At 67.5% G+C, this 20,654-nt stretch carries 20 protein-coding genes and 1 tRNA gene; 3 read left to right on the forward strand and 18 right to left on the reverse strand.

Annotation, left to right across the window (positions count from 1 at the left end; all coding sequences use genetic code 11):
- Window positions 1-66: 66 nt before the first annotated feature.
- The 3 genes from AC3WQZ_RS07505 to AC3WQZ_RS07515 all read right to left on the reverse strand — a co-directional run bounded on the left by AC3WQZ_RS07505 (window position 67) and on the right by AC3WQZ_RS07515 (window position 3,169).
- Complete coding sequence (locus AC3WQZ_RS07505) at window positions 67-1,479, reverse strand: FAD-binding oxidoreductase (protein ID WP_011615040.1); 1,413 nt, start codon at window positions 1,477-1,479, stop codon at window positions 67-69.
- 15 nt (window positions 1,480-1,494) lie between these two features.
- Window positions 1,495-2,244 carry a FadR/GntR family transcriptional regulator gene (locus AC3WQZ_RS07510; RefSeq protein ID WP_011615041.1) on the reverse strand — a complete coding sequence of 250 codons (750 nt, stop codon included), beginning with the start codon at window positions 2,242-2,244 and terminating at the stop codon, window positions 1,495-1,497.
- Window positions 2,245-2,383: 139 nt separating this feature from the next.
- The gene (locus tag AC3WQZ_RS07515; protein WP_013956405.1) at window positions 2,384-3,169 is read right to left on the reverse strand and encodes an IclR family transcriptional regulator; all 786 of its coding nucleotides are present in this window, start codon (window positions 3,167-3,169) and stop codon (window positions 2,384-2,386) included.
- Between the two features lie 234 nt (window positions 3,170-3,403).
- On the opposite strand from AC3WQZ_RS07515, the gene AC3WQZ_RS07520 reads away from it, so the two are divergent.
- From AC3WQZ_RS07520 to AC3WQZ_RS07530, 3 genes are read left to right on the forward strand one after another with little or no spacing between them, the layout of a single operon-like run.
- Window positions 3,404-4,129, forward strand: a complete 726-nt coding sequence (locus AC3WQZ_RS07520) for a (Fe-S)-binding protein (RefSeq protein ID WP_011615043.1) — start codon at window positions 3,404-3,406, stop codon at window positions 4,127-4,129.
- A gap of 29 nt (window positions 4,130-4,158) precedes the next feature.
- A complete protein-coding gene (locus tag AC3WQZ_RS07525) occupies window positions 4,159-5,571 on the forward strand; it encodes a LutB/LldF family L-lactate oxidation iron-sulfur protein (RefSeq protein ID WP_492300275.1) in 1,413 nt (470 codons plus the stop codon).
- Window positions 5,568-5,837 (forward strand): hypothetical protein, encoded by a 270-nt coding sequence (locus tag AC3WQZ_RS07530; protein WP_492300276.1) that lies wholly within the window; start codon window positions 5,568-5,570, stop codon window positions 5,835-5,837. Before AC3WQZ_RS07525 ends, AC3WQZ_RS07530 begins: the two co-directional genes overlap by 4 nt.
- Window positions 5,838-5,905: 68 nt before the next feature.
- On the opposite strand, the gene AC3WQZ_RS07535 is transcribed toward AC3WQZ_RS07530, so the two are convergent.
- From AC3WQZ_RS07535 to AC3WQZ_RS07605, 15 genes are all read right to left on the reverse strand, one after another.
- Window positions 5,906-6,700: an ABC transporter ATP-binding protein gene (locus AC3WQZ_RS07535; protein ID WP_492300277.1), complete on the reverse strand. Its 795-nt coding sequence runs from the start codon at window positions 6,698-6,700 to the stop codon at window positions 5,906-5,908.
- Between the two features lies 1 nt (window position 6,701).
- Window positions 6,702-7,598, reverse strand: coding sequence for an ABC transporter permease (locus AC3WQZ_RS07540; protein ID WP_011615051.1), 897 nt, complete (start codon window positions 7,596-7,598; stop codon window positions 6,702-6,704).
- 176 nt (window positions 7,599-7,774) lie between these two features.
- Window positions 7,775-8,752 (reverse strand): ABC transporter substrate-binding protein, encoded by a 978-nt coding sequence (locus AC3WQZ_RS07545; RefSeq protein WP_035815710.1) that lies wholly within the window; start codon window positions 8,750-8,752, stop codon window positions 7,775-7,777.
- 272 nt (window positions 8,753-9,024) lie between these two features.
- The gene (locus tag AC3WQZ_RS07550; protein ID WP_058698899.1) at window positions 9,025-10,083 is read right to left on the reverse strand and encodes an aldo/keto reductase; all 1,059 of its coding nucleotides are present in this window, start codon (window positions 10,081-10,083) and stop codon (window positions 9,025-9,027) included.
- A 32-nt stretch (window positions 10,084-10,115) separates the two neighbouring features.
- Complete coding sequence (locus AC3WQZ_RS07555) at window positions 10,116-11,150, reverse strand: quinone-dependent dihydroorotate dehydrogenase (RefSeq protein WP_492300279.1); 1,035 nt, start codon at window positions 11,148-11,150, stop codon at window positions 10,116-10,118.
- An 89-nt stretch (window positions 11,151-11,239) separates the two neighbouring features.
- A complete protein-coding gene (locus tag AC3WQZ_RS07560; RefSeq protein WP_492300280.1) occupies window positions 11,240-12,028 on the reverse strand; it encodes an arginyltransferase in 789 nt (262 codons plus the stop codon).
- Window positions 12,029-12,096: 68 nt separating this feature from the next.
- Window positions 12,097-12,849, reverse strand: coding sequence for a leucyl/phenylalanyl-tRNA--protein transferase (gene aat, locus AC3WQZ_RS07565; protein ID WP_011615056.1), 753 nt, complete (start codon window positions 12,847-12,849; stop codon window positions 12,097-12,099).
- 40 nt (window positions 12,850-12,889) lie between these two features.
- The gene (locus tag AC3WQZ_RS07570; protein WP_011615057.1) at window positions 12,890-13,474 is read right to left on the reverse strand and encodes an NUDIX hydrolase; all 585 of its coding nucleotides are present in this window, start codon (window positions 13,472-13,474) and stop codon (window positions 12,890-12,892) included.
- A gap of 213 nt (window positions 13,475-13,687) precedes the next feature.
- Window positions 13,688-13,763: transfer RNA gene (locus AC3WQZ_RS07575), tRNA-Met, on the reverse strand.
- Window positions 13,764-13,885: 122 nt separating this feature from the next.
- Complete coding sequence (locus AC3WQZ_RS07580) at window positions 13,886-14,638, reverse strand: RES family NAD+ phosphorylase (protein WP_011615058.1); 753 nt, start codon at window positions 14,636-14,638, stop codon at window positions 13,886-13,888.
- On the reverse strand, window positions 14,598-14,987 hold the full coding sequence (locus tag AC3WQZ_RS07585) for an MbcA/ParS/Xre antitoxin family protein (RefSeq protein ID WP_035815700.1): 390 nt from the start codon (window positions 14,985-14,987) through the stop codon (window positions 14,598-14,600). The genes AC3WQZ_RS07580 and AC3WQZ_RS07585 overlap by 41 nt, the downstream gene beginning before the upstream one ends.
- A gap of 89 nt (window positions 14,988-15,076) precedes the next feature.
- Window positions 15,077-16,327: a benzoyl-CoA 2,3-epoxidase subunit BoxA gene (gene boxA, locus AC3WQZ_RS07590; protein ID WP_492300281.1), complete on the reverse strand. Its 1,251-nt coding sequence runs from the start codon at window positions 16,325-16,327 to the stop codon at window positions 15,077-15,079.
- Window positions 16,328-16,369: 42 nt separating this feature from the next.
- Window positions 16,370-17,794, reverse strand: coding sequence for a benzoyl-CoA 2,3-epoxidase subunit BoxB (boxB, locus tag AC3WQZ_RS07595; protein ID WP_058698887.1), 1,425 nt, complete (start codon window positions 17,792-17,794; stop codon window positions 16,370-16,372).
- Window positions 17,795-17,829: 35 nt separating this feature from the next.
- Window positions 17,830-19,533 (reverse strand): 2,3-epoxybenzoyl-CoA dihydrolase, encoded by a 1,704-nt coding sequence (gene boxC / locus AC3WQZ_RS07600; protein ID WP_492300283.1) that lies wholly within the window; start codon window positions 19,531-19,533, stop codon window positions 17,830-17,832.
- A 107-nt stretch (window positions 19,534-19,640) separates the two neighbouring features.
- Window positions 19,641-20,600, reverse strand: coding sequence for a helix-turn-helix transcriptional regulator (locus tag AC3WQZ_RS07605; RefSeq protein ID WP_058698889.1), 960 nt, complete (start codon window positions 20,598-20,600; stop codon window positions 19,641-19,643).
- Window positions 20,601-20,654: the final 54 nt, after the last annotated feature.

The raw sequence follows: 20,654 nt of genomic DNA on the forward strand, positions 1-20,654 counted from the left end.
GGAACGCCTGACCGGGAAAAAACGCGCCGTGCCACGGCGCGTTTTTCGTTCTGACGGCCGCGGCCGTCAGAGCAGCTTGCCTGGGTTCATGATCCCGGCCGGGTCGAACACGGCCTTGATCTCGCGCATCAGCCGCAGTTCCAGCGGGTCCTTCATGGTCAGGAAGGCATGGCGCTTGAGCTGGCCGATGCCATGCTCGGCGCTGATGCTGCCGCCGTAGCGCATCACTTCGTCCAGCACCGCGTCGGTCACCGCATCGCCTTGCGTGGCCGCCCAGTCCTTGGGCGCGCCGGCCGGGCGCGACAGGTTGTAGTGCAGGTTGCCGTCGCCGAAGTGCCCGAAGATAAAGGGCCGGATGGCGGGATCGAGCCCACGCAGCCGCGTTTCCATCGAGGTCATGAAGGCCGGAATCTGCTCGATCGGGAGCGAGATGTCGTGCTTCAGGTGCGGGCCGTCGGCGCGCTGCGCCTCGGAGATTTCCTCGCGCAGTTTCCACAGCGCCTGCAATTGTGCGAGCGAGGCAGACACGGCTGCATCGAGGCACAGCTCGCGCTCCAGCGCTTCGCCGATAACGCGTTCGAGCAGCGCGTTCAGCGCATCTTCGTCCGTGGTGTCGGCCAGTTCCACCAATACGTAGGCGGGGTAGCGTTGCGCGAACGGCTCCTGCACGCCCTCTGCGTGCGTGAGCACCAAGTCCAGGCAATCGCCGGTAAAGAATTCGAACGCCTGCAGGCGCGCGCCGCATTGTTCAAACAGCAGTTCATAGAGTGCCAGCGACTGCGCCGGCGAGGCCACCGCCGCCAGCACCACACTGCGCGTGTCGGTACGCGGGAACAGCCGCAGCGCGGCCGCGGTGATTACGCCGAGCGTACCTTCGGAGCCGACCAGCAGCTGCTTCAGGTCATAGCCGGTATTGTCCTTGCGCAGCGTGCGCAGGCCATGGAAGACCTCGCCGTTGGGCAGCACCGCTTCCACGCCCAGCACCAGTTCGCGCGCCATGCCATAGCGCACCACGTTCACGCCGCCGGCATTGGTCGCAAGGTTGCCGCCGATCTGGCATGAGTCTTCGGCGGCCAGCGACAGCGGCAGCAGCCGGTTGGCGTCTTGCGCCGCGCGGCGCAGGTTGCCGAGGATGCAGCCGGCCTCTGCAACCATGGTGTTGGCGATGGTGTCGAGCGAGCGCACCGCGTTCATGCGGTCCAGGCTCAGCACCACGTTCTGCGCCTGCGCATCGGGCGTGGCGCCGCCGCACAGGCCGGTATTGCCGCCGCGCGGCACCACCGGCACCGCGGCCTGCTGGCACAACGCCAGGGCGCGCGAGACTTCGTCCACGGTGCGCGGCCGCAGCACGGCCTGGGCCTGGCCGCGGTAGATGCCGCGCCAGTCGGACAGCCACGGGGCGATGTCGTCGGGGTTGGTCAGGACGGTGTCGGCGCCGAGGGCCTCGGTGAGCCGCTGGGCGAATTGGCCGGTTTGCATGATGGTGGTGTCGTCTCAGGAAAGGGAAGGGGAGCTGGCTACGCGCGCTGTCGACGCTTCATCGGCGCGCGTGCGCAGCACCAAGCCAAGCCGGCGCGCCGCGCATTGCAGGTGCGTCACCGCGGCCGCGCGGGCTGCCGCGGCATCGCCACGGCGGATGGCATCGACGATCGCTTCATGCTCGGCATGCACGGTCTCGGCCAGGCCTGCCTGGCGCAGCGTATTGGCGCGCGCGGTGGCCACGGCCTGGTGCAGCTGCAGGTTCAGGTACTGCAGCAGCTGGCGGTAGTAGGGGTTGTGCGTGGCGGCGGCAATGCCGATATGGAAGGCGGCGTCGATATCGGCGGCCGGCTGCGGGTCATAGAGATGAGCGCGCAGCCGCTGCAGCAGTGCACTCAGTGCGGCCACGTCCTCATCGGTGCGGCGCACGGCGGCCAGCGCCGCGGCGGCGCCTTCCAGGTCGATGCGCAGGTCGTACAGGTCGGCCAGCCCGCTGGCGTCGATATCGGGTTCGCGCGGCAGCTGGAATCCCGCCGAGCCGGTACGCGAGCGCACCGTGCAGCCGACGCCCTGGCGTGACTCGACGAAGCCCTGCGAACGCAGGTGCTCGGTGACTTCGCGGATCACCGCGGCGCTGACGCCGTACTGCTCGGACAGCTGCCTGCCGGTCGGCAACCGGCTGCCGACCGGGTAGGCGCCGCTTTCGATATCGGCGCGCAGCTGGCGGGTGACCTGTTCGGTGAGGGTGACGGCACGGGTTCGCATGGGTGCCAATTATATGGTTTGCTGGTTATCTGAAAACTAAGGGTAAACCATGGAATTGAGACGATCGCAGTCCCAAAGCAAAACGCGCGGACTGCCATGATGGCAGCCCGCGCGTTGGCGGCGGCTGGCGATTCGGCCTTCAGGCGGCGGCTTCGGTCACGTAGCCCATGCCGCGCGAGATCTGCAGCGCCGTGTCCTTCAGGTTTTGCAGCCAGCTGTCCTGCAGCCGGTCGGCCGGTGCCGACAGCGACAGCCCGGCCACCAGCCGGCGCGAGTCGTCATAGATGCCGGCGGCAATGCAGCGCACGCCCAGTTCCAGCTCTTCGTTGTCGCGCGCATAGCCGTTGGAGCGCACCCAGCTGAGCTCCCGCTCGAGCTTGGTCAGGTCGGTGATCGAGGTGCGGGTATGTCCGGCCAGCCCGGTGCGGGTGGCGTAGTTGCGTACGCGCGCGGCTTCGTCCGCTGCCAGGAACAGCTTGCCGACCGAGGTCAGGTGCAGCGGCGCGCGGCCGCCGATGGCGCGCACCACCTGCATGCCCGAGCGCTCGCTGTAGGCGCGCTCGATGTAGACGATCTCGTCGCCCTGGCGCACCGACAGGTTCACGGTCTGGCCGGTGACGCGGTGCAGCGCGCGCATCGGCGCCAGCGCCGCGTCGCGCACGGACAGGCGTGCCTTGACCAGGTTGCCCAGTTCCAGCAGCCGCATGCCGAGCCGGTAGCTGCCGGGATCGGAACGGTCGACAAAGCGGCAGGCCACCATGTCGTTGAGGATGCGGTGGGCGGTGGAGGGATGCAGCCCCGTGGCCAGTGACAGCTCTTTCAGGCTGACCGGGTCGGCGTGCTGCGCGAGCGCGTCCAGCAGGGTCATCATGCGCTCGATGACCTGGATGGACGTCTTGCCGGGTGACTTGTCTGCGTCGGACATAGATGGAAAAAAGAGAAATGTTGCTTGCGGCATTTTTAAGCGTCTGCCCGATTCTATCTCACATTGTGAAAATTTCAATAGGTGAAATGACATTACCGTAAGAAACGGCTGGTGATGTTGCTCACCGGAAGTGATGTGCATTGCACCGGATTCACGCCCTTGCTGAACGGTTTGTGCGCCACGCGCGACGCAAACGCGCATAATTGCGGGGTTTCGGGTCTGGAGAAGTCGACAATGCGAGTTGGTCTGTTCGCCACCTGTCTGGTGGACCTGATGCGTCCGGAAATCGGGTTTTCGGTGCTCAAGCTGCTGGAAGCCGCCGGCTACGAGGTCATGGTGCCCGAGGCGCAGACCTGCTGCGGCCAGCCGGCCTACAACTCGGGCGAGCGCGCGGTGTCGCGCGACCTGGCGGAGAAATTCCTGCGCGAGTTCGAGATGTTCGACTACATCGTGGTGCCGTCGGGCAGCTGCGGCGGCATGATCCGCCAGCACTACGGCGACCTGCTGCACAACGATCCCGAACTCAACGGCCGCTACGAGCGCCTGCGCGAACGCGTGTTCGAGCTGACGGATTTCCTGGTCAACGTGGCCAGGGTGCAGACGCTGCCGTCGTCGTTCTCGGGCCATGTCACCTATCACGATTCCTGTTCCGGCCTGCGCGAGCTGGGCGTCAAGCAGCAGCCGCGCGAGCTGTTGTCGCGGCTGCCGGGCGTGCAGCTGACCGAAATGAAGGATTGCGAAGCCTGCTGCGGTTTTGGCGGCACCTTCTCGGTCAAGTACGGCAATATCTCGACCGCGATCGTCGACGAGAAGTGCGCCAACATCAAGGCCAGCGGCGCCGATACGGTGGTGCTGGGCGACCTGGGCTGCATCCTCAATATCGAAGGCCGCCTGCGCCGCACCGGCGACAGCAGCACGCGCGTGCTGCATATCGCCCAGGTGCTGGCGGGCGACGCCTGACATCCGCTGAAATCCGGGGAATCGCCACGATGCAAGTCCACAGCATGGAATTCAAGGCGCGCGCCGGCCAGAAGCTGGCCGACCAGCGCCTGCAGCAGAACCTGAAGAAGCTTTCGACCAAGTTCGTCACGGCCCGCGCCGACGCGATCCGCGATATCGACTTCGACGCCACGCGCGAGGCCCTGAAAGAGCGCCGCAACCGCGCGCTGGAAAACCTCGACGTCTGGCTCGCCACCTTCGAAGAGAACGCGCGCAAGCGCGGTGCGACCGTGCTGTTTGCCGAGACCACCGCCGACGCTGCACGCCTTGTCGCCGAGATCGCGCAGAAGCACGGCGTGAAGAAGGTCATCAAGAGCAAGTCCATGGTGACCGAGGAAATGCGCCTGAACCAGGTGCTGGGCGAGATGGGCGTGCAGAGCATCGAGACCGACCTGGGCGAATACATCCTGCAGATCAACGACTCGGAACCGCCGTCGCACATCATTGCGCCGGTGGTGCACAAGGACAAGGACGAGATCGCCGACCTGTTCGCCCGCGTCCACCACAAGCCGCGGCTGACCGAGATCCCGGAGATGACGCGCGAGGCGCGCGAAGTGCTGCGGCCCGAGTTCCTGAGCGCCGACATGGGCGTCACCGGCGGCAACTTCATCATTGCCGAGACCGGCTCGGTGGCGGTGGTCACCAATGAGGGCAACGAAGGCATGTGCACGGTGATGCCGCGCGTGCACGTGGCCGTGACCGGCATCGAAAAGGTGCTGCCGACGCTGGAAGACCTGGCCACCGTGATGCGCCTGCTGCCGCGCTCGGCCACCGGCCAGGCCATCTCGAACTACTTCTCGCTGCTGACCGGCCCGCGCGCCGAGGGCGAGCGCGACGGCCCCGAGCATATGTACTTCGTGCTGGTCGATGGCGGCCGCACCGGGCTGATCGGCGGCGACTTCCAGGAGATGCTGCGCTGCATCCGCTGCGGCGCCTGCATGAATCATTGCCCGGTGTACCAGAAGATCGGCGGCCATGCCTATGGCTGGGTCTACCCGGGCCCGATGGGCAGCGTGCTGACGCCGAGCTATGTCGGCCTGGCCAATGCGATCGACCTGCCGCAGGCGGCGACCATGTGCGGCGAGTGCAACCGCGTGTGCCCGGCCTCGATCCCCCTGTCCGACCTGCTGCGCAAGCTGCGCGAGAAGCAGATGGAGCGCGGGCTGCGCCCGTGGCAGGAGCGCTTCGCGCTGCAGGCGTGGGGCTACGTCGCCAAGCGCCCGGAGCTGTACGCCTTTGCCACCCGCATCGGCGCCTGGCTGCTGGGGCGCATGGGCGGCAGCAACAAGCTGATTGCCAGCCTGCCGATGGCGGGCAAGGGCTGGACTGAAACCCGCGACATGCCGGCCCCGTCGGGCCGCACGTTTCGCGAACTGTACAAGGAAAGGAGGGCACGTTCATGAGCGCAACCAACCGCGAAGCCCTGGCGCGCATGCGTGCCGCACTGGACCAGCACCTGGCGGGATCGATGCCCGCCGCCGACCTGGTGCGCGCCTGGCGCGAAGCCGGCAGCGGGCTGGCGCTGCCGCCGGTCTACGGGCAGGCGATGGAAGAACTGCTGCGCCGGATGGAGATGTCCGCGGTGTTTGCGCAGGACAGCTGCTCGTTCTCCAGCACGGCGGTGACGGACCAGCTGGGGCGCTGGCTGGACAAGGCAGCGACGGCCTGAGACCGCAGCTCCGCCCATGAAAAAGGGGAGCCGCATGGCTCCCCTTTTTCATGGCACGCTGCGAGTCGTCAACCCAGCAGCAGCGCGTCGTCGTCCAGTTGCTCGTGGCGAGTCTGCTCGAACATGCGCAGCAGGTCCGGCACATCCAGCCCCTTGCGCTTGTCGCCGGACACGTCCAGCACTACCTGCCCCTGGTGCAGCATCACCGTGCGCTGGCCGTAGTCCAGTGCCTGGCGCATGCTGTGCGTCACCATCATCGTGGTCAGCTTGCTTTCCTCGACGATGCGCGCGGTCAGCTCCAGCACGAAGGCGGCGGTCTTCGGGTCCAGCGCGGCGGTGTGCTCGTCCAGCAGCAGGATGCGCGACGGCTGCAGCGAAGCCATCAGCAGGCTCACCGCCTGGCGCTGGCCGCCGGAGAGCAGGCCGATGCGGTCGGTCAGGCGGTTTTCCAGGCCCAGGTTGAGCAGGCGCAGCTTCTCGCGGAACAGCTCGCGCGAGGTGCGGTTCAGCGCCGGGCGGAAGCCGCGGCGGCTGCCGCGGGCCATGGCCAGGGCCATGTTCTCCTCGATCGTCAGCGCCTCGCAGGTGCCGGCCATCGGGTCCTGGAACACGCGGGCCACCAGGTGGGCGCGGTCCCATGCGGGCTGGCGCGTGACGTCGGTGTCATCGATGGTGATGCGGCCCGAGTCGACCATCTGGTCGCCGCTGATCGCGTTCAGGAAGGTCGATTTGCCGGCGCCGTTGGAGCCGATCACAGCCACGAACTGGCCGCTCGGGATCTCCAGGCTGAGGCCGCGCAAGGCGCGGGTCTCGATCGGGGTGCCCGGGTTGAAGGTGAGCTTCAGGTCTTGTGCGCGCAGCATCTCAGGCACCTCCGTTCTTGCGGGCGAACAGCTTCTTGCGGGTCGCCGGCAGCACCAGCGCGATCGTCACCAGCGCGGCGGTCACCAGGTTCAGGTCCTGCGCCTTGAGGCCGATGAAGTCGCTGTTCAGCGCCAGCGCGATGAAGAAGCGGTACAGGATGGCGCCCAGCACCACGGCCAGCGTGGTCCAGATCAGGCGGCGTGCCGGCAGGATGGTTTCGCCGATGATCACCGCGGCCAGGCCGATCACGATGGTGCCGATGCCCATGGAGATATCGGAGCCGCCCTGGGTCTGCGCGAACAGCGCGCCGGCCAGTGCCACCAGCGCATTGGACAGCGCCATGCCGGCCAGCGTGGCGCGGCCGGTGGGGATGCCCTGCGAGCGGGCCATGCGCGGGTTGGCGCCGGTGGCGCGCATCGCCAGGCCCAGCTGCGAGCTGAAGAACCAGTCCAGGCCGACCTTGGCCACCACCACCACCACGAGCAGCACCAGCGGGCGCAGCACGTAGTCAGGCAGCCATTCGGGCTGCAGGATGGTGAACAGCGTGGGCTCGGTGATCAGCGGCACATTGGGGCGGCCCATGATGCGCAGGTTGATCGAGTACAGCGCGATCATCATCAGGATACTGGCGAGCAGGTCCATGATCTTCAGGCGCACATTGAGCCAGCCGGTGATGAAGCCTGCCAGCGCGCCGGCAGCGATCGCAACGGCAGTGGCCATGAACGGGTCCTGGCCGGCGGCGATCAGCGTCGCGGCGACGGCGCCGCCGAGCGGAAAGCTGCCATCAACGGTCAGGTCGGGAAAGTTGAGGATGCGGAAGGAGATCAGCACCCCGAGCGCCACCAGGCTGAAGATCAGGCCGATCTCCAGGGCGCCCAGAAGGGAAAAGAGGGACATGGGGGAATCCTGTTGCAGGGGCTGGCGGCTGCCTTGGCGCCGCCTTCGGGGCGGGTGGGCCGGCGCGCCTGTGTGGGGCTGCCGGCCGCCTCGCCCTGTTCTGTCCCGTCGGGCCGGATAGGCCCGACGGGGCACCCGCCGTCGTGTGGCGGCAGGGGGCAGTGCTTCGCTGTTGCTTACTTGATGACCGTCTTGGCTTCCTTGACCAGCTCCGGCGACAGCGTGACGCCTTGCTTGGCGGCGGCGCCCGTGTTGACGAAGAGCTCCAGGTTGTCGCTGGTCTGCGAGGCGATCGCGCCCGGCTTCTCGCCCTTCAGGATGCGCACCACGACCTTGCCGGTCTGGTGGCCGAGGTCGCCATAGTTGATGCCCAGTGCGGCCACGGCGCCACGCTTGACGCTGTCGGTATCGGCGGCCACCAGCGGGATCTTGGATTCGTTGGCGACCTTGACCAGGGACTCATACGCCGACACCACGTTGTTGTCGGTGTTGGTGTAGATCACGTCGACCTTGCCGATCAGGCTCTTGGCGGCCGGGCCGATGTCAACGGTACGCGGCGCGGCAGCTTCCTTGAGCGTCAGGCCGTCCTTGGCCAGCAGCTCCTTCAGTTCCTTGACCACGACCACCGAGTTGGCTTCGCCCGGGTTGTAGACCATGCCCACGGTCTTGGCCTTGGGCACCACGCGCTTGATCAGCGCGACCTGCTTGTCCAGCGGCAGCTTGTCCGACACGCCGGTAACGTTGGTGCCCGAGGCCGACCAGCTCTTGACCAGCTGCGCGGCGACCGGATCGGTCACGCCCGAGTACACCACCGGCACGCTCTTGGTGGCGGCAACCACGGCCTGGGCCGACGGGGTGGCGATGGCAACGATGGCGTTCGGGTTGTCGCCGACGAACTTGCGGGCGATCTGCGCCGCGGTGCCGGTGTTGCCCTGGGCGCTCTGGTATTCCCACTTCAGGCTCTTGTCGGCGTCATAGCCGGCGGCCTTCAGCTCGGCGCGCACGCCGTCGCGGATGGCGTCCAGCGCGGGATGGTCGACGATCGACAGCACCTTGACGGTCTGGGCCTGCACGGCGCCGCCGTACAGCAGTGCCAGCGCCACGGCGCCGCCCAGGATGGACTTGGTTGCTGCGAGACCCTTGATGGACTTCATTGTCTGTTCTCCCCCGAAACTCGGTTCTGGATTGGATACGGCCGCGGATGGTTCGGTCCGCCGTCCTGGCCCGCGCGCATGCTGGCGTACGGGGCCGGTCCGGGCGGGCGCGGCGGCTTCCTGCGGCTGGAGGGAGCGTGCGCGGGCGCGTCGGATGCGACAGCGATAAGCCTGCGAGGATACCATTTCTCGCGCACGATATGGACAGTCATCATGCGGAAGTGGGGCATCGGATGCTGCCAGACGCCCACTATCCGCCATCGAGGCGCATTTTATTGCGCGGGATTCATGATTTGCTTGTGGATTACCCCGATTGCGGCGACCAGGTCTTCATGCAATTGCGCGTTCCAGGCGTCGAGGTTTTCCTCGAGCTGGGCCAGCGTGGTGGCGCCGACGATGGTGCTGGCGGCGAACCAGCGCGAGTAGCACCAGGCTAGCGCCAGCGTGGCAGGGGAGAGGCCGGCGCTTTTCGCCAGTTCGACATAGCGGGCCGAGGCCGCCATGGTCTCGGGGCGCATGTAGCGCGGGCTCCAGTCGGCGGGGAAGCGCGACAGCCGGCCCTTGGCCTCGGCATTGAAGACCGGGTTGGCCGCATCGCCCGCCAGGTATTTGCCGGTCAGTTGCCCGAACGCCAGCGGGCTGTACACCAGCAGGCTGACATCGGTACGGAAGCACGCTTCATCCAGTCCCTGCTCGAAGCTGCGGTTGACCAGGTTGTACGGGTTCTGGACGGTGGCGATGCGCGGCAGGCCGTGCTGCTCGGCAAGGCGCACGAATTCGGCCACGCCCCACGGGGTCTCGTTCGACACGCCCACGTAGCGGATCTTGCCGGCGCGCACCAGTTCGTCCATGACTTCGAGTTGGGCCTGGATCGAGGTGCACTCGCGCTCCTTGGCAGGATCGAAGCTGAGCTGCCCGAAGATCGGCGCATTCCGCGCCGGCCAGTGGATCTGGTACAGGTCGATATAGTCGGTCTGTAGCCGGCGCAGCGATTCGTCCACCGCGGCGCGGATGCCAGCCGGCGTCAGGTCGTCGCCATTGCGGATCCACGGCATGCGGCCCGGGCCGGCCACCTTCGTGGCGAGCACCACGCGGTCGCGCGGCTGGCGCCTGAGCCAGGTGCCGACAATGCGCTCGGTCTGGCCGTAGGTGCCGGCCCTCGGCTTGACCGGGTACATCTCGGCCGTGTCGATGAAATTGATGCCGCGCGCGAAGGCGTAGTCGAGCTGGCTGTGGCCTTCGGCCTCGGTGTTCTGCTCGCCGAAGGTCATGGTGCCCAGGCAGATGCGCGAGACCTGCAGGTCGCTGCGGCCGAGTCGGATGGTTTCCATGGCGGTTTGCGTGTCGTTGGCGCAGGAGGGACTCAGCCGCGCAGCGCCGCGGCGCACTCGCGCACCAGCGCCGGGCCGCGGTAGATCAGGCCGCTGTAGACCTGCACCAGCTTCGCGCCGGCGTCGATCTTGGCGCGCGCATCGGCGCCGCCGAAGATGCCGCCCACGCCGATGATCGGCACCGCGTCGCCGACCACGCCGTGCAGCGCGCGCACCACCTGGGTCGAGGCCTCGAACACCGGGCGGCCGGACAGGCCTCCGGCTTCCTCGGCATGCGGCAGGTCCTTGACCGCCTCGCGCGAGATGGTGGTGTTGGTGGCGATCACGCCGTCGATCTTGTGCCGCACCAGCGCGTCGCCGATATTACCGATCTGGTCGGCATCCAGGTCCGGCGCGATCTTCAGCGCCAGCGGCACGTAGCGCTTGTGCTGGTCGGCCAGGCGCTGCTGCGCATCCTTCAGCGTCGACAGCAGGCTGTCCAGCTCGCTCGCGCCTTGCAGCTGGCGCAGGTTCTTGGTGTTGGGCGACGAGATATTGACCGTCACGTAGCTGGCGTGCGGGTAGACGCGTTCCAGGCAGTAGAGGTAGTCGTCGTTGGCGCGCTCGATCGGCGTATCGGCGTTCTTGCCGATGTTCAGCCCCAGCACGCCGCCCTCGGCCTTCCAGCGCGAGGCCCGCACATTGGCGACAAAGGCATCGACGCCGCCATTGTTGAAGCCCATGCGGTTGATCAGCGCATCCGCCTGCGGCAGCCGGAACATGCGCGGGCGCGGGTTGCCCGGCTGCGCGCGCGGCGTGACCGTGCCCACCTCGATAAAGCCGAAGCCGAACGCGGCCAGCCCGTCGATATAGGCGCCGTCCTTATCCAGCCCCGCGGCCAGGCCGACCGGGTTGGGGAACCGCACCCCCATGACCGTGCGCGGGTCGTCGGCAATCCTGTTGCCGATGCAGCCCGCCAGGCCCATGCGATGGGCGCGCAGCAGGTTGTTCAGCGTGAAATGGTGGGCGTCCTCGGCATCCATCGAGAACAGGGCGGGGCGAACCAGGGGGTAGAGCGCGTTGAGCACGGGGGGGCAGGGCAGAGTGAATACCAGGCCCGCATTGTAGCGGCTGGGCCGCATACCCGGTCGGTGCGCGGCCGGATGCCGCGACCCGGCTAGTCCCGGTTGGATGCAGGCGCGGGGCTGGCCGCATCCCCGGCCTCGTCCTCGAACGCATGCCAGTGGTTGCCGGTCAGCACCTGCAGCGGCCGGAAGCGTGCCTTGTAGGCCATCTTGCGGCTGTCGGCGATCCAGTAGCCCAGGTAGAGGTGCGGCAGGCCCAGCTCGCGCGTCTGGCGGATCTGCCACAGGATGTTGTAGGTGCCGTAGCTGGCGTTGCGTTCGAGCGGATCGTAGAAGGTGTAGACCGACGACAGCCCGTCGTCGAGCACGTCGATCATGCTGACCATGCGCAGGCGCCCGGCCTCGGGCGAGCCCGGCGGTTCGCGGAATTCCACCAGGCGCGAGTTGACGCGGCTCTGCAGCAGGAACTGTTCGTACTGGTCGCGGCTGTCCTGGTCCATGCCGCCGCCGGCGTGGCGCATCGACTGGTACAGCAGGTACAGCGAATAATGCTCTTCGACATAGGTCAGCGGTGCCACCAGTGCCTGCAGGTGCTGGTGGCGGCTCCAGGCGCGGCGCTGCGAGCGGTCCGGCACGAACTCGTCCACCACCACGCGGCATGGCGTGCAGGCGTGGCATTCGTCGCAATACGGCCGGTAGGTGAAGATGCCGCTGCGGCGAAAGCCGGCGCGCACCAGGCGTGAATAGACGTCGGCATTGATCAGGTGCGCCGGGGTGGCGACCTGGGAGCGTGCCATGCGGCCGTCGAGATAGCTGCAAGCGTAGGGCGCCGTGGCATAGAACTGCAGCGCGGAGAGCGGAAGTTCCTTCAGCTTGCTCATGACTCAGGGGGCTCCGGGCGGGACGATGCGGCCGGACGCGCAGTCAGCGGGGCGTCCCGTGCCAGGTTTCAGCCGGCCGGCGCGGCTGGCGTCCCGGCCCAGCGCTCCAGCACCGATTTGTCGAACCGCCACGGACTGATCGCCGGCAGCGCCGTCGCCGCCCGCACATGGGCCACGAACTCTGCGCGGGGGATCGGGCGCGCACCCAGCGAGGCCAGGTGGTCGGTTTCCTGCTGGCAGTCTATCATCGCCACGCCGTGATTGCCGAGGAACGCGCACAGTGCCGCCAGTGCGATCTTTGAGGCATCGGTGCGGTGCGCGAACATCGATTCGCCGAAGAACATCCGCCCCAGCGCCACCCCATACAGGCCGCCCACGCGTTCGCCGCGGTACCAGCTTTCGACCGAATGGGCCATGCCGTTGCGGTGCAGCGTACCGTACGCGGCAATGATATCGTCGGTGATCCAGGTGCCGTCCTGGCCGTCGCGCGGGGTGGTCGCGCAGGCGCGCATCACCGCCAGGAAGTCGTCGTCGACGCGGATCTCCCAGTCAGCGTCGCGCAGCACGCGGCGCAGGGTCTTGCGCAGGTTGAGCGAGACGCGCAGCGCCGGCGGGGCCAGCACCATGCGCGGATCGGTGCTCCACCACAGCACCGGCTGGCCGCTCGAATACCACGGGAAGATGCCCTGGCGGTACGCCAGCAGCAGCCGCTGGGGCGACAGGTCGCGGCTGGCCGCCAGCAGGCCGGGGGCTTCGGAATCGGGCCCGAGCGCCTCGTCAACCGGCGGAAACGGGTCTTGCGGGTCCAGCCAGGCAATCATGCGGGCTGCGCCGTAGGGCGATGCGCGGCGGCCGCGCCGCTCAGGGCGTGACCGTGGCCCGGCTGGTCAGCGGGCGCATGGGCTTGTCGATATCCAGGCTGTGCAGCCGGAAGCTGCCGTCCTGCAGCCGGCCGGCGGCGCGGTCGGCAAAGAAGCAGCGCAGGGTGTGGATCACGGTGGGGAACGCCAGTTCATCCCAGGGCACATCGGCCTCTTCGACCAGCTTGACCTCCAGGCTTTCCTCGCCGGGGGCGATATCCAGGTCGTCCAGCGTGGCCAGGTAGAAAAGATGCACCTGGTGCACATGCGGCACGTTCAGGATCGAGAACAGTTCTCCGACCTGCACGCGCGCGCCGGCTTCTTCCAGTGTCTCGCGCGAGGCAGCCTGCGCGGTGGTTTCGCCAATCTCCATGAAGCCCGCAGGCAGGGTCCAGAAACCGTAGCGCGGCTCGATGGCGCGCTTGCACAGCAGGATCTTGTCTTCCCACACCGGAATCGTGCCAACGACGTTGCGTGGATTGACGTAGTGGATGGTGCCGCAGTTGTCGCAAACACTGCGCGGGCGGTTGTCGCCGTCAGGCACGCGCAACACGACCGCATGACCACAGTTCGAGCAGAATTTCATGAGGGGCGTCCGGGAGGAATGGCGAAAGTGTATCACCCTCGCAGAGGGGGCCGGCAGGCATGATTGGGGCGGTGGGGCACCATCGGTCAACGCAGTCTGGTGCTGCACGGAGGGCAGCATCGGGGTGCCAGTGCCGGAGCAGCAGAAAACAAAAAACCCGCCAGAGGCGGGTTTATCTGCTTTGACGGTGCCGCATGATACGCATCATGCGGTTGGTTGCGGGGGCAGGACTTGAACCTGCGACCTTCGGGTTATGAGCCCGACGAGCTGCCAACTGCTCCACCCCGCGTCCGTCGAAGAAAAAATTATATGGCATCTGGTTGCGCAATGCAACACCTGTTTAAAAATACCTTCCAGTGGTGCGCATCGCCGCCTGCCATAACGATTAGATCGCCGGCACGGGGCAGAGGTTCAGCCCGTGCCAGTGCTATCGGTTGTGCGCTGCCACAGCGCGGCCTCGAACTCGAAGCTGTCGCGTTGCTGCAGGTCGTCGCGCTGCCAGATCACGCGGTCGCGGCGCACCGTCAGCATCCAGGTGGTGGTGGCCAGCGGCGCCGGGTGGGAGAACGCGTGCGGGGTCAGCACCGCGCCGCAGGGGCCATGCCGGGGATCGCGCACGGAGGTGTAACGGATCATGCCTAGGCCGGCCTCGCGCGCGATGCGGCCGAAGGCCTGGCAGGGCTCGTGGTGGTCGGGATCGGTCCAGATGGCATGGTCCTGGTCGAACGGCGGTGTGTCCAGTGCCACGCCCCAGGTATCGACGCGCACTTCGAACAACGTCTGCGCGCGGGCGTCGATGCGCGGCAGCGCGGGGCTGTCGTTGAGGAAGCGCCAGCGCCAGTAGCCGAGTTCGGCGCAGGCGGTGCGGATCTCGTTGGCGCCGTAGAACACGCCCGGATCCTGGCTGGCGCGAAAGCGCGAGCCCCAGGGCGAGGGCGGATAGCGGAACGGGGTGAACAGCAGGTAGTGCAGATGGCGTGCCTCGGCGGGCACTGCGGGTTTGCCGGCGTCGAGCACGGCTTCCAGCACAGCCTGTTCTTCCAGGCTGTCGACCAGCGGCATGGTGGATACGACGTGCTGGGCCTCCACCGCCCGCCACAGCGTGAGCGCGAACTGCCTGCGCTCAGATGCGACCGCGGGTGGCGTCCAGGTAGTGAACGACACGGACCAGACCTTCCGTTGTGCGGATCATTTCAAGGGGCTTGCCGCCCAGCGCCAGGTTTTCATTGGTCAGCCATAGCCGGGCCTGGTCGCCGTGGCCCAGGATGGCATCGAGCGATCGGAACAGGCGCACGAACAGCACGCCGAATTCCCACTCCTTGCGGTGCGCATCGAGCACATAGCCGCCAGATGCCATGCGCGATACCGATGCCGTGCTGATGCCCAGCACGCTTGCCACCACGGCCTGGCTGATGCCGAGGAAGCCGGCGGCGCGCATCACCGCCTTGGTCAGCGTGGTGCCGGGGTCGGGGCCGCCGGCGGGATCGGTTTCCGGAATCCGCCTGGATTGCATCGCCATCACTCCTGTTTCTTCAGAAATATTATAGGCGATGCCTTTCAGAAGGGAAGCGATTGCTGAAAAACCAGCAAACTACGGCGGCGTCAGTAGGTCTCGATATGAAGCCGGCCCTCCGCCTTCATTGCGGCCTCGATCTCGGGCCACGCGTGCCCGGAGCCGGCGCACACCGCTTCGAATGCCTCGAGCACGCCTGCCTCCATGCCCTTCAGTCCGCAGATATAGACATGGCCGTTGGGATCGGCCAGCAGCGCGGCGACGCTGTCAGCCGCTTCGCGGATCGCGTCCTGCACGTAGCGGCGCGGCGCGGCGGGATCGCGCGAGAAGGCGAAATGGATGTCGAGGAAATCCTTGGGCAGCTTCAGCAGTGGGCCGAAGTAGGGCAGTTCGTTGGCGTTGCGCGCACCGAAGAACAGCTGCCGGCGCCCGCCGAAGTGCGCCATGTTGCGGCGCATGCGCTCGGTCATGGCGCGCATCGGGGCTGAGCCCGTGCCGGTGCAGATCATCATGATGCTGGCCTCGGCATGGTTGGGCATCAGGAAGGTCGATCCGAACGGGCCCACCACGTGTACGCTGTCGCCCTTGGCCAGGTCGCACAGGTAGTTGGACGCGACGCCCCGCACCGGCTTGCCATCGTGGTCCTGGTCGACCCGTTTGACGGTCAGCGCCAGGTTGTTGTAGTCCGGGCGCTCGCCGTCGCGCGGGCTGGCCACCGAGTACATGCGAATGTAGTGCGGCTTGCCCGACGCATCCGTGCCGGGCGGCACGATGCCGATCGACTGGCCTTCCAGGATCGGGAAGAAGTGCGTGCCGAAATCCAGCACGATATGGTGGATGTCGCTGGATGCGTCTTCTGCGGTCAGCCGGTAGTTGCCGGCCACGGTCGCCGTGACCGGCGCGCGCACGCCATGCAGGTTCACATAGGGATGGGCCGCCGACCACGGCGCACGCGGCGAGGTGTGGCGGCTGGTTTCCACGGACTGGATGGCGGCGTCGGGTGCGGCGCCGCTTGCCGTGCCGGTGCCGAGGGTTGCCTGCGGCGCCTCGCCCAGGTCGGCCAGTTCCGGCAGCGGCACCTCGGCCGGCAACTCGTCCCACAGCAGTTGCGCCTCGATCGGGTAGGCCTGGCCGCGCAGCATGGTGCGCCAGTTGTCGATGGCTCCGGTCGGACAGGGCGACAGGCAGGCGTTGCAGCCGTTGCACACGTCCGCCCTGACCACGTAGTTGCGGTCGTCGTGGGTGATGGCATCGATCGGACAGGTGTCCTCGCAGGTATTGCAGCGGATGCAGATTTCCGGATCGATCAGGTGCTGCTTGATGATGTCGGGGGCGCCCATGGCGTGTCTCCGGTGGCTCCTGGCCTGTCCTGTGCTTCTGGTTCAGTTGAAACGCACGTACTCGAAATCCATCGGCTGGCGGTTGATGCCCACCGCCGGCGGCGCGATCCAGTTGGCGTACTTGCCGGGCTCCACCACGCGGCCCATCAGCGAGGCAACAAAGGCGCGGTCTTCGTCGGTGGCCAGCCACTTGCGTTCGTTAGCCTGCCATTCCGCTTCGGAAATCAGCTGGCCCTCGGGCGAGACATGCACATTGGCCAGCGTGCCGATCTTGCGGTTGAAGGCCTTGTGCGGCACGGTCAGGCGGAATGCGATGCCGGCCTTTTCGATGACCTTGTTCCAGCGCGCCACGCCGCCCAAGCTGTCCTTGATGTAGTCGTCGCGCAGCACTTCATTGAGCGCATTGAGCATCGGCACCTCGCGCTCGCCCAGGTGCCCGTCGCGCACTTCCAGCACGCGGTAGACATCGCTCTTGAGCACGTGGTCGTCGGCGCGCTTGCCTTCCTCGAAGCGGCCCTTCAGGCCGGCGCTGTAGAAGGTGGCGGCGTTGGACGACTGGTCGGCGCCGAACAGGTCGATGGTGACGCTGTAGTGGAAGTTCAGGTAGCGCTGGATGGTCTCCAGGTCGATCACCCCGGCGGCGCGCACTTCGGCGGGGTCTTCGATGCCGCGTTCGCGCATCACCTCGCAGGTGCGCTGGAGCACGCGCGACACGCCCGATTCACCCACGAACATGTGGTGCGCTTCCTCGGTCAGCATGAAGCGCGTGGTGCGCGCCAGCGGATCGAAGCCGGATTCGGCCAGCGCGCACAGCTGGAACTTGCCGTCGCGGTCGGTGAAGTAGGTGAACATGAAGAACGCCAGCCAGTCCGGCGTGCGCTCGTTGAAGGCGCCGAGGATGCGCGGGTTGTCCTGGTCGCCGGAGCGGCGCTCCAGCAGCGCCTCGGCTTCCTCGCGGCCGTCGCGGCCGAAATAGCGGTGCAGCAGGTACACCATCGCCCACAGGTGGCGGCCTTCCTCCACATTGACCTGGAACAGGTTGCGCAGGTCATACAGGCTCGGCGCGGTCAGGCCCAGGTGGCGCTGCTGCTCGACCGAGGCGGGCTCGGTGTCGCCCTGCGTCACGATGATGCGGCGCAGGTTGGCGCGGTGCTCGCCCGGCACGTCTTGCCAGGCGGCTTCGCCCTTGTGCTCGCCGAAGTGGATCCTGCGCTCGGGGTCGGCCGGCTGCAGGAAGATGCCCCAGCGGTAGTCCGGCATCTTGACGTGGTCGAAGTGCGCCCAGCCCGATGGATCGACCGACACCGCGGTGCGCAGGTAGACATCGAAGTTGTGCGAGCCGTCCGGCCCCATGTCGCGCCACCAGTCGAGGAACGCCGGTTGCCAGTGTTCCAGCGCGCGCTGCAGCGCACGGTCGTCGGACAGGTTGACGTTGTTGGGGATCTTCTGGCTGTAGTCGATGCTCACGTGCTGTCTCCTTGTTGTCTGGCGCGGGGCGGGCGCTACACCCGGTCCCAGTCGAAGCGTGCCTTGTTGCCGCTGCCGAAGACCTTCAGCGCGCCGTTCTCGCCGACGGCGTTGGGGCGCTGGAAGATCCAGTTCTGCCACGCGGTCAGGCGGCCGAAGATGCGCGTTTCCATGGTCTCGGCGCCGCCGAAGCGCAAATTGGCTTCCATCCCGGTCAGTGCATCCGGCGACAGGCTGGCGCGTTCTTCCAGGGCGATGCGGATTTCGTCCTCCCAGTCGATATCGTCGGGCGCGGCGGTGATCAGCCCGAGCGAATCGGCGCTGAGCGCATCCAGCGGCGCACCGATGTGCTCGCGCACCGCCGTGAGCGCGGCCTCGTCGCCATAGAAGCGCGCCGCCAGCCGGGTTTGCCCGTTGGGCATGGGATAGTGGCCGAAGTTGAGCGCGGAGACGAACACGCGCGGTGCGTCGTCCGGAGCGTCGGGCAGGTGCAGCATATAGCTGCGGTCGGCGGCCAGCGCCAGTTCCAGCAGCGTGCCGGCAAAGCAGGAATCGGCTTCGATCAGCGCGATCAGGCTGCGCGACGATACATCCAGCCGCGCCAGCGTGCGGCGCAGCATGCCGATGGTCTCGCGCACGAACCAGTGGCCGGCATGCGCCTGCAGCAGCGCATCGGCGGCCAGCACCGCGGCCGCGTCGCCATCGGTCTTGAGCACCCAGATGCCGATATCCAGGTGGTTGGCGCGCAGCGTCAGGATGGCGTCGTCAAGCTCGCGCGCCATCTTCAGCGGCCACCATTGCGCGCCGGCCGCGACCACGCCGGCGAGATCCGCGGGCTGGTGCTTGTCGGGCCCGAATACGGTCAGCGTGGCCTTGCGCGCCGCGGCATCGACATGCACGCGCACGGTCTCGTAGCGGTAGCCGTCGGGCTCGATGGTGCGCGACAGCGGTGTCAGCGTGATGCCGTGGTGGCCCTGCGGCCGGTCACTGGTGGCCGCCAGCGCCGCCGCGCGCTCGGCGATATGCTCGGCAAAGCGCGCCGGCTTGACCACTTCGTCAACCAGCTTCCAGTCCTTGGCGCGCTGGCCGCGCACGCCTTCCGTGGTGGTGCAGAAGATATCCGCGTGGTCGCGGCGCACGTGGCGCTTGTCGGTCACGCGGGTCAGGCCACCGGTGCCGGGCAGCACGCCCAGCAGCGGCACCTCGGGCAGGCTTACCGCGGACGAGCGGTCATCGACCAGCACGATCTCGTCGCACGCCAGCGCCAGTTCATAGCCGCCGCCGGCGGTGGTGCCGTTGCAGGCGGCAATGAACTTCAGCCCTGAGTGCCGGCTGGCATCCTCGATGGCATTGCGGGTCTCGTTGGTGAACTTGCAGAAGTTGACCTTCCACGCATGCGACGACAGCCCCAGCATGAAGATATTGGCGCCCGAGCAGAAGATGCGGTCGCGCGCGCTGGTCAGCACCACGGTGCGCACTTCGGGGTGCTCGAAGCGGATGCGCTGAAGCGCGTCGTGCAGTTCGATATCGACGCCAAGGTCGTAGGAATTGAGTTTCAGCGCGTAGCCGGGGCGCAGTCCGCCTTCCTCGTCGACGTCCATCGCCAGCGTGGCGACGGGGCCGTCGAAACTCAGTTTCCAGTGGCGGTACTGGTCGGGATGACGCTCGAAGGTGATGGGTGCGTCTGACGGGGCGGCTGACTGGTCAGGACGCAGTGGGGCGGTTGCCGGCGCGGACATGGCTGTCTCCTGAGTGCACTATAGTGCCTTGCGGCTTTTGATGAAATATAGTGCATGGAGACGGCTGGCGCAATGTCTTTGTCACCCGCGCGCGGCCGGCGGGGTAGTCACGCGCCGGCGGCCTGGAGCTGGGCGCGCAATTGTTGCAGCGAGGCGGCGGCGTCCTGGCCGCTGGTGTCGATCGAGATATCGGCGCGGTCATAGAGCGGCGCGCGTGCCTGCAGGATGCGGCGCAGGTCGGCCATGGCCTCGCGGTTGCCTTCCATCGGCCGCATGTCGCCCTGGGCCACCACGCGCGCCATGTGTTCCTCCGGCGAGGTGCGCACCCAGATGGTGTAGCACTGCGACAGCAGCAGGTTGAAGGTGGCGGGTTCAGAGACCAGGCTGCCCGGCGTGGCCAGCACCAGGCGGTCGTGCTCGCGCAGGGTGCGTTCCAGCGCGCGCATTTCGTAGCGGCGGTAGGCCGCCTGGCCGTAGAGCGAATGGATTTCCGACAGGCTGGCGCCGGCCTCCTGCTCGATCACGGTGTTCAGTTCGACAAAGGGCACGTCCCTGGCCGCTGCCAGCGCGCGGCCCAGGGTCGACTTGCCGGCGCCGCGCAGGCCGATCAGCGCGATGCGGCGGTGGCGCGCATCGCCGGACTCTGCGGGGGCCAGTGCATGGCGGCAGGCTTCACGCACGCGCGCCAGGTCGCCCGCGGGCAACTGCGCCAGCCATTGCACCATCTGCGCAAACTCGGTGGCCTGCTCGCCGTTCAGGCCGTCCACTTCGGCCAGCACCACCGGCAGCGGCACGTCGAGCGCGCGCGCCACCTGGCGCAGCAGCAGCACCGACGCATTGCCGGTGCCGGTTTCCAGGTTGGCCAGGTAGCGCTCGGACACGCCGGCGCCGCGCGCCAGGTCCTTGCGCGACATGCCGCGCGAGGCCCGCAGCGAACGGATGCGCTCGCCCAGCAGCGTCAGGTAGGGGTCGCGCTCGGCGTTGGCGGCTGCGGCGGGCGCATCCCCGGCGGGGCGCGTGCCGGCTTCGGTCTCGTTGGCGGGCAGCGGGGCGGGATCGCGGCGCATGGTGGTGGTTTCGGGTTGACCGGCAGAAAAAGCAAGGGCGCATTATACGAGCAG

The organism is Cupriavidus sp. FW305-26 (genome assembly GCF_058787975.1).

Excerpts from the sequence above, each read along its gene's own strand:
- AC3WQZ_RS07505 (WP_011615040.1), bottom strand. The coding sequence starts at position 1,479 with ATGCAAACCGGCCAATTCGCCCAGCGGCTCACCGAGGCCCTCGGCGCC.
- AC3WQZ_RS07510 (WP_011615041.1), bottom strand. The coding sequence starts at position 2,244 with ATGCGAACCCGTGCCGTCACCCTCACCGAACAGGTCACCCGCCAGCTG.
- AC3WQZ_RS07515 (WP_013956405.1), bottom strand. The coding sequence starts at position 3,169 with ATGTCCGACGCAGACAAGTCACCCGGCAAGACGTCCATCCAGGTCATC.
- AC3WQZ_RS07520 (WP_011615043.1), top strand. The coding sequence starts at position 3,404 with ATGCGAGTTGGTCTGTTCGCCACCTGTCTGGTGGACCTGATGCGTCCG.
- AC3WQZ_RS07525 (WP_492300275.1), top strand. The coding sequence starts at position 4,159 with ATGCAAGTCCACAGCATGGAATTCAAGGCGCGCGCCGGCCAGAAGCTG.
- AC3WQZ_RS07530 (WP_492300276.1), top strand. The coding sequence starts at position 5,568 with ATGAGCGCAACCAACCGCGAAGCCCTGGCGCGCATGCGTGCCGCACTG.
- AC3WQZ_RS07535 (WP_492300277.1), bottom strand. The coding sequence starts at position 6,700 with ATGCTGCGCGCACAAGACCTGAAGCTCACCTTCAACCCGGGCACCCCG.
- AC3WQZ_RS07540 (WP_011615051.1), bottom strand. The coding sequence starts at position 7,598 with ATGTCCCTCTTTTCCCTTCTGGGCGCCCTGGAGATCGGCCTGATCTTC.
- AC3WQZ_RS07545 (WP_035815710.1), bottom strand. The coding sequence starts at position 8,752 with ATGAAGTCCATCAAGGGTCTCGCAGCAACCAAGTCCATCCTGGGCGGC.
- AC3WQZ_RS07550 (WP_058698899.1), bottom strand. The coding sequence starts at position 10,083 with ATGGAAACCATCCGACTCGGCCGCAGCGACCTGCAGGTCTCGCGCATC.
- AC3WQZ_RS07560 (WP_492300280.1), bottom strand. The coding sequence starts at position 12,028 with ATGAGCAAGCTGAAGGAACTTCCGCTCTCCGCGCTGCAGTTCTATGCC.
- aat (WP_011615056.1), bottom strand. The coding sequence starts at position 12,849 with ATGATTGCCTGGCTGGACCCGCAAGACCCGTTTCCGCCGGTTGACGAG.
- AC3WQZ_RS07570 (WP_011615057.1), bottom strand. The coding sequence starts at position 13,474 with ATGAAATTCTGCTCGAACTGTGGTCATGCGGTCGTGTTGCGCGTGCCT.
- AC3WQZ_RS07585 (WP_035815700.1), bottom strand. The coding sequence starts at position 14,987 with ATGCAATCCAGGCGGATTCCGGAAACCGATCCCGCCGGCGGCCCCGAC.
- boxA (WP_492300281.1), bottom strand. The coding sequence starts at position 16,327 with ATGGGCGCCCCCGACATCATCAAGCAGCACCTGATCGATCCGGAAATC.
- boxC (WP_492300283.1), bottom strand. The coding sequence starts at position 19,533 with ATGTCCGCGCCGGCAACCGCCCCACTGCGTCCTGACCAGTCAGCCGCC.
- AC3WQZ_RS07605 (WP_058698889.1), bottom strand. The coding sequence starts at position 20,600 with ATGCGCCGCGATCCCGCCCCGCTGCCCGCCAACGAGACCGAAGCCGGC.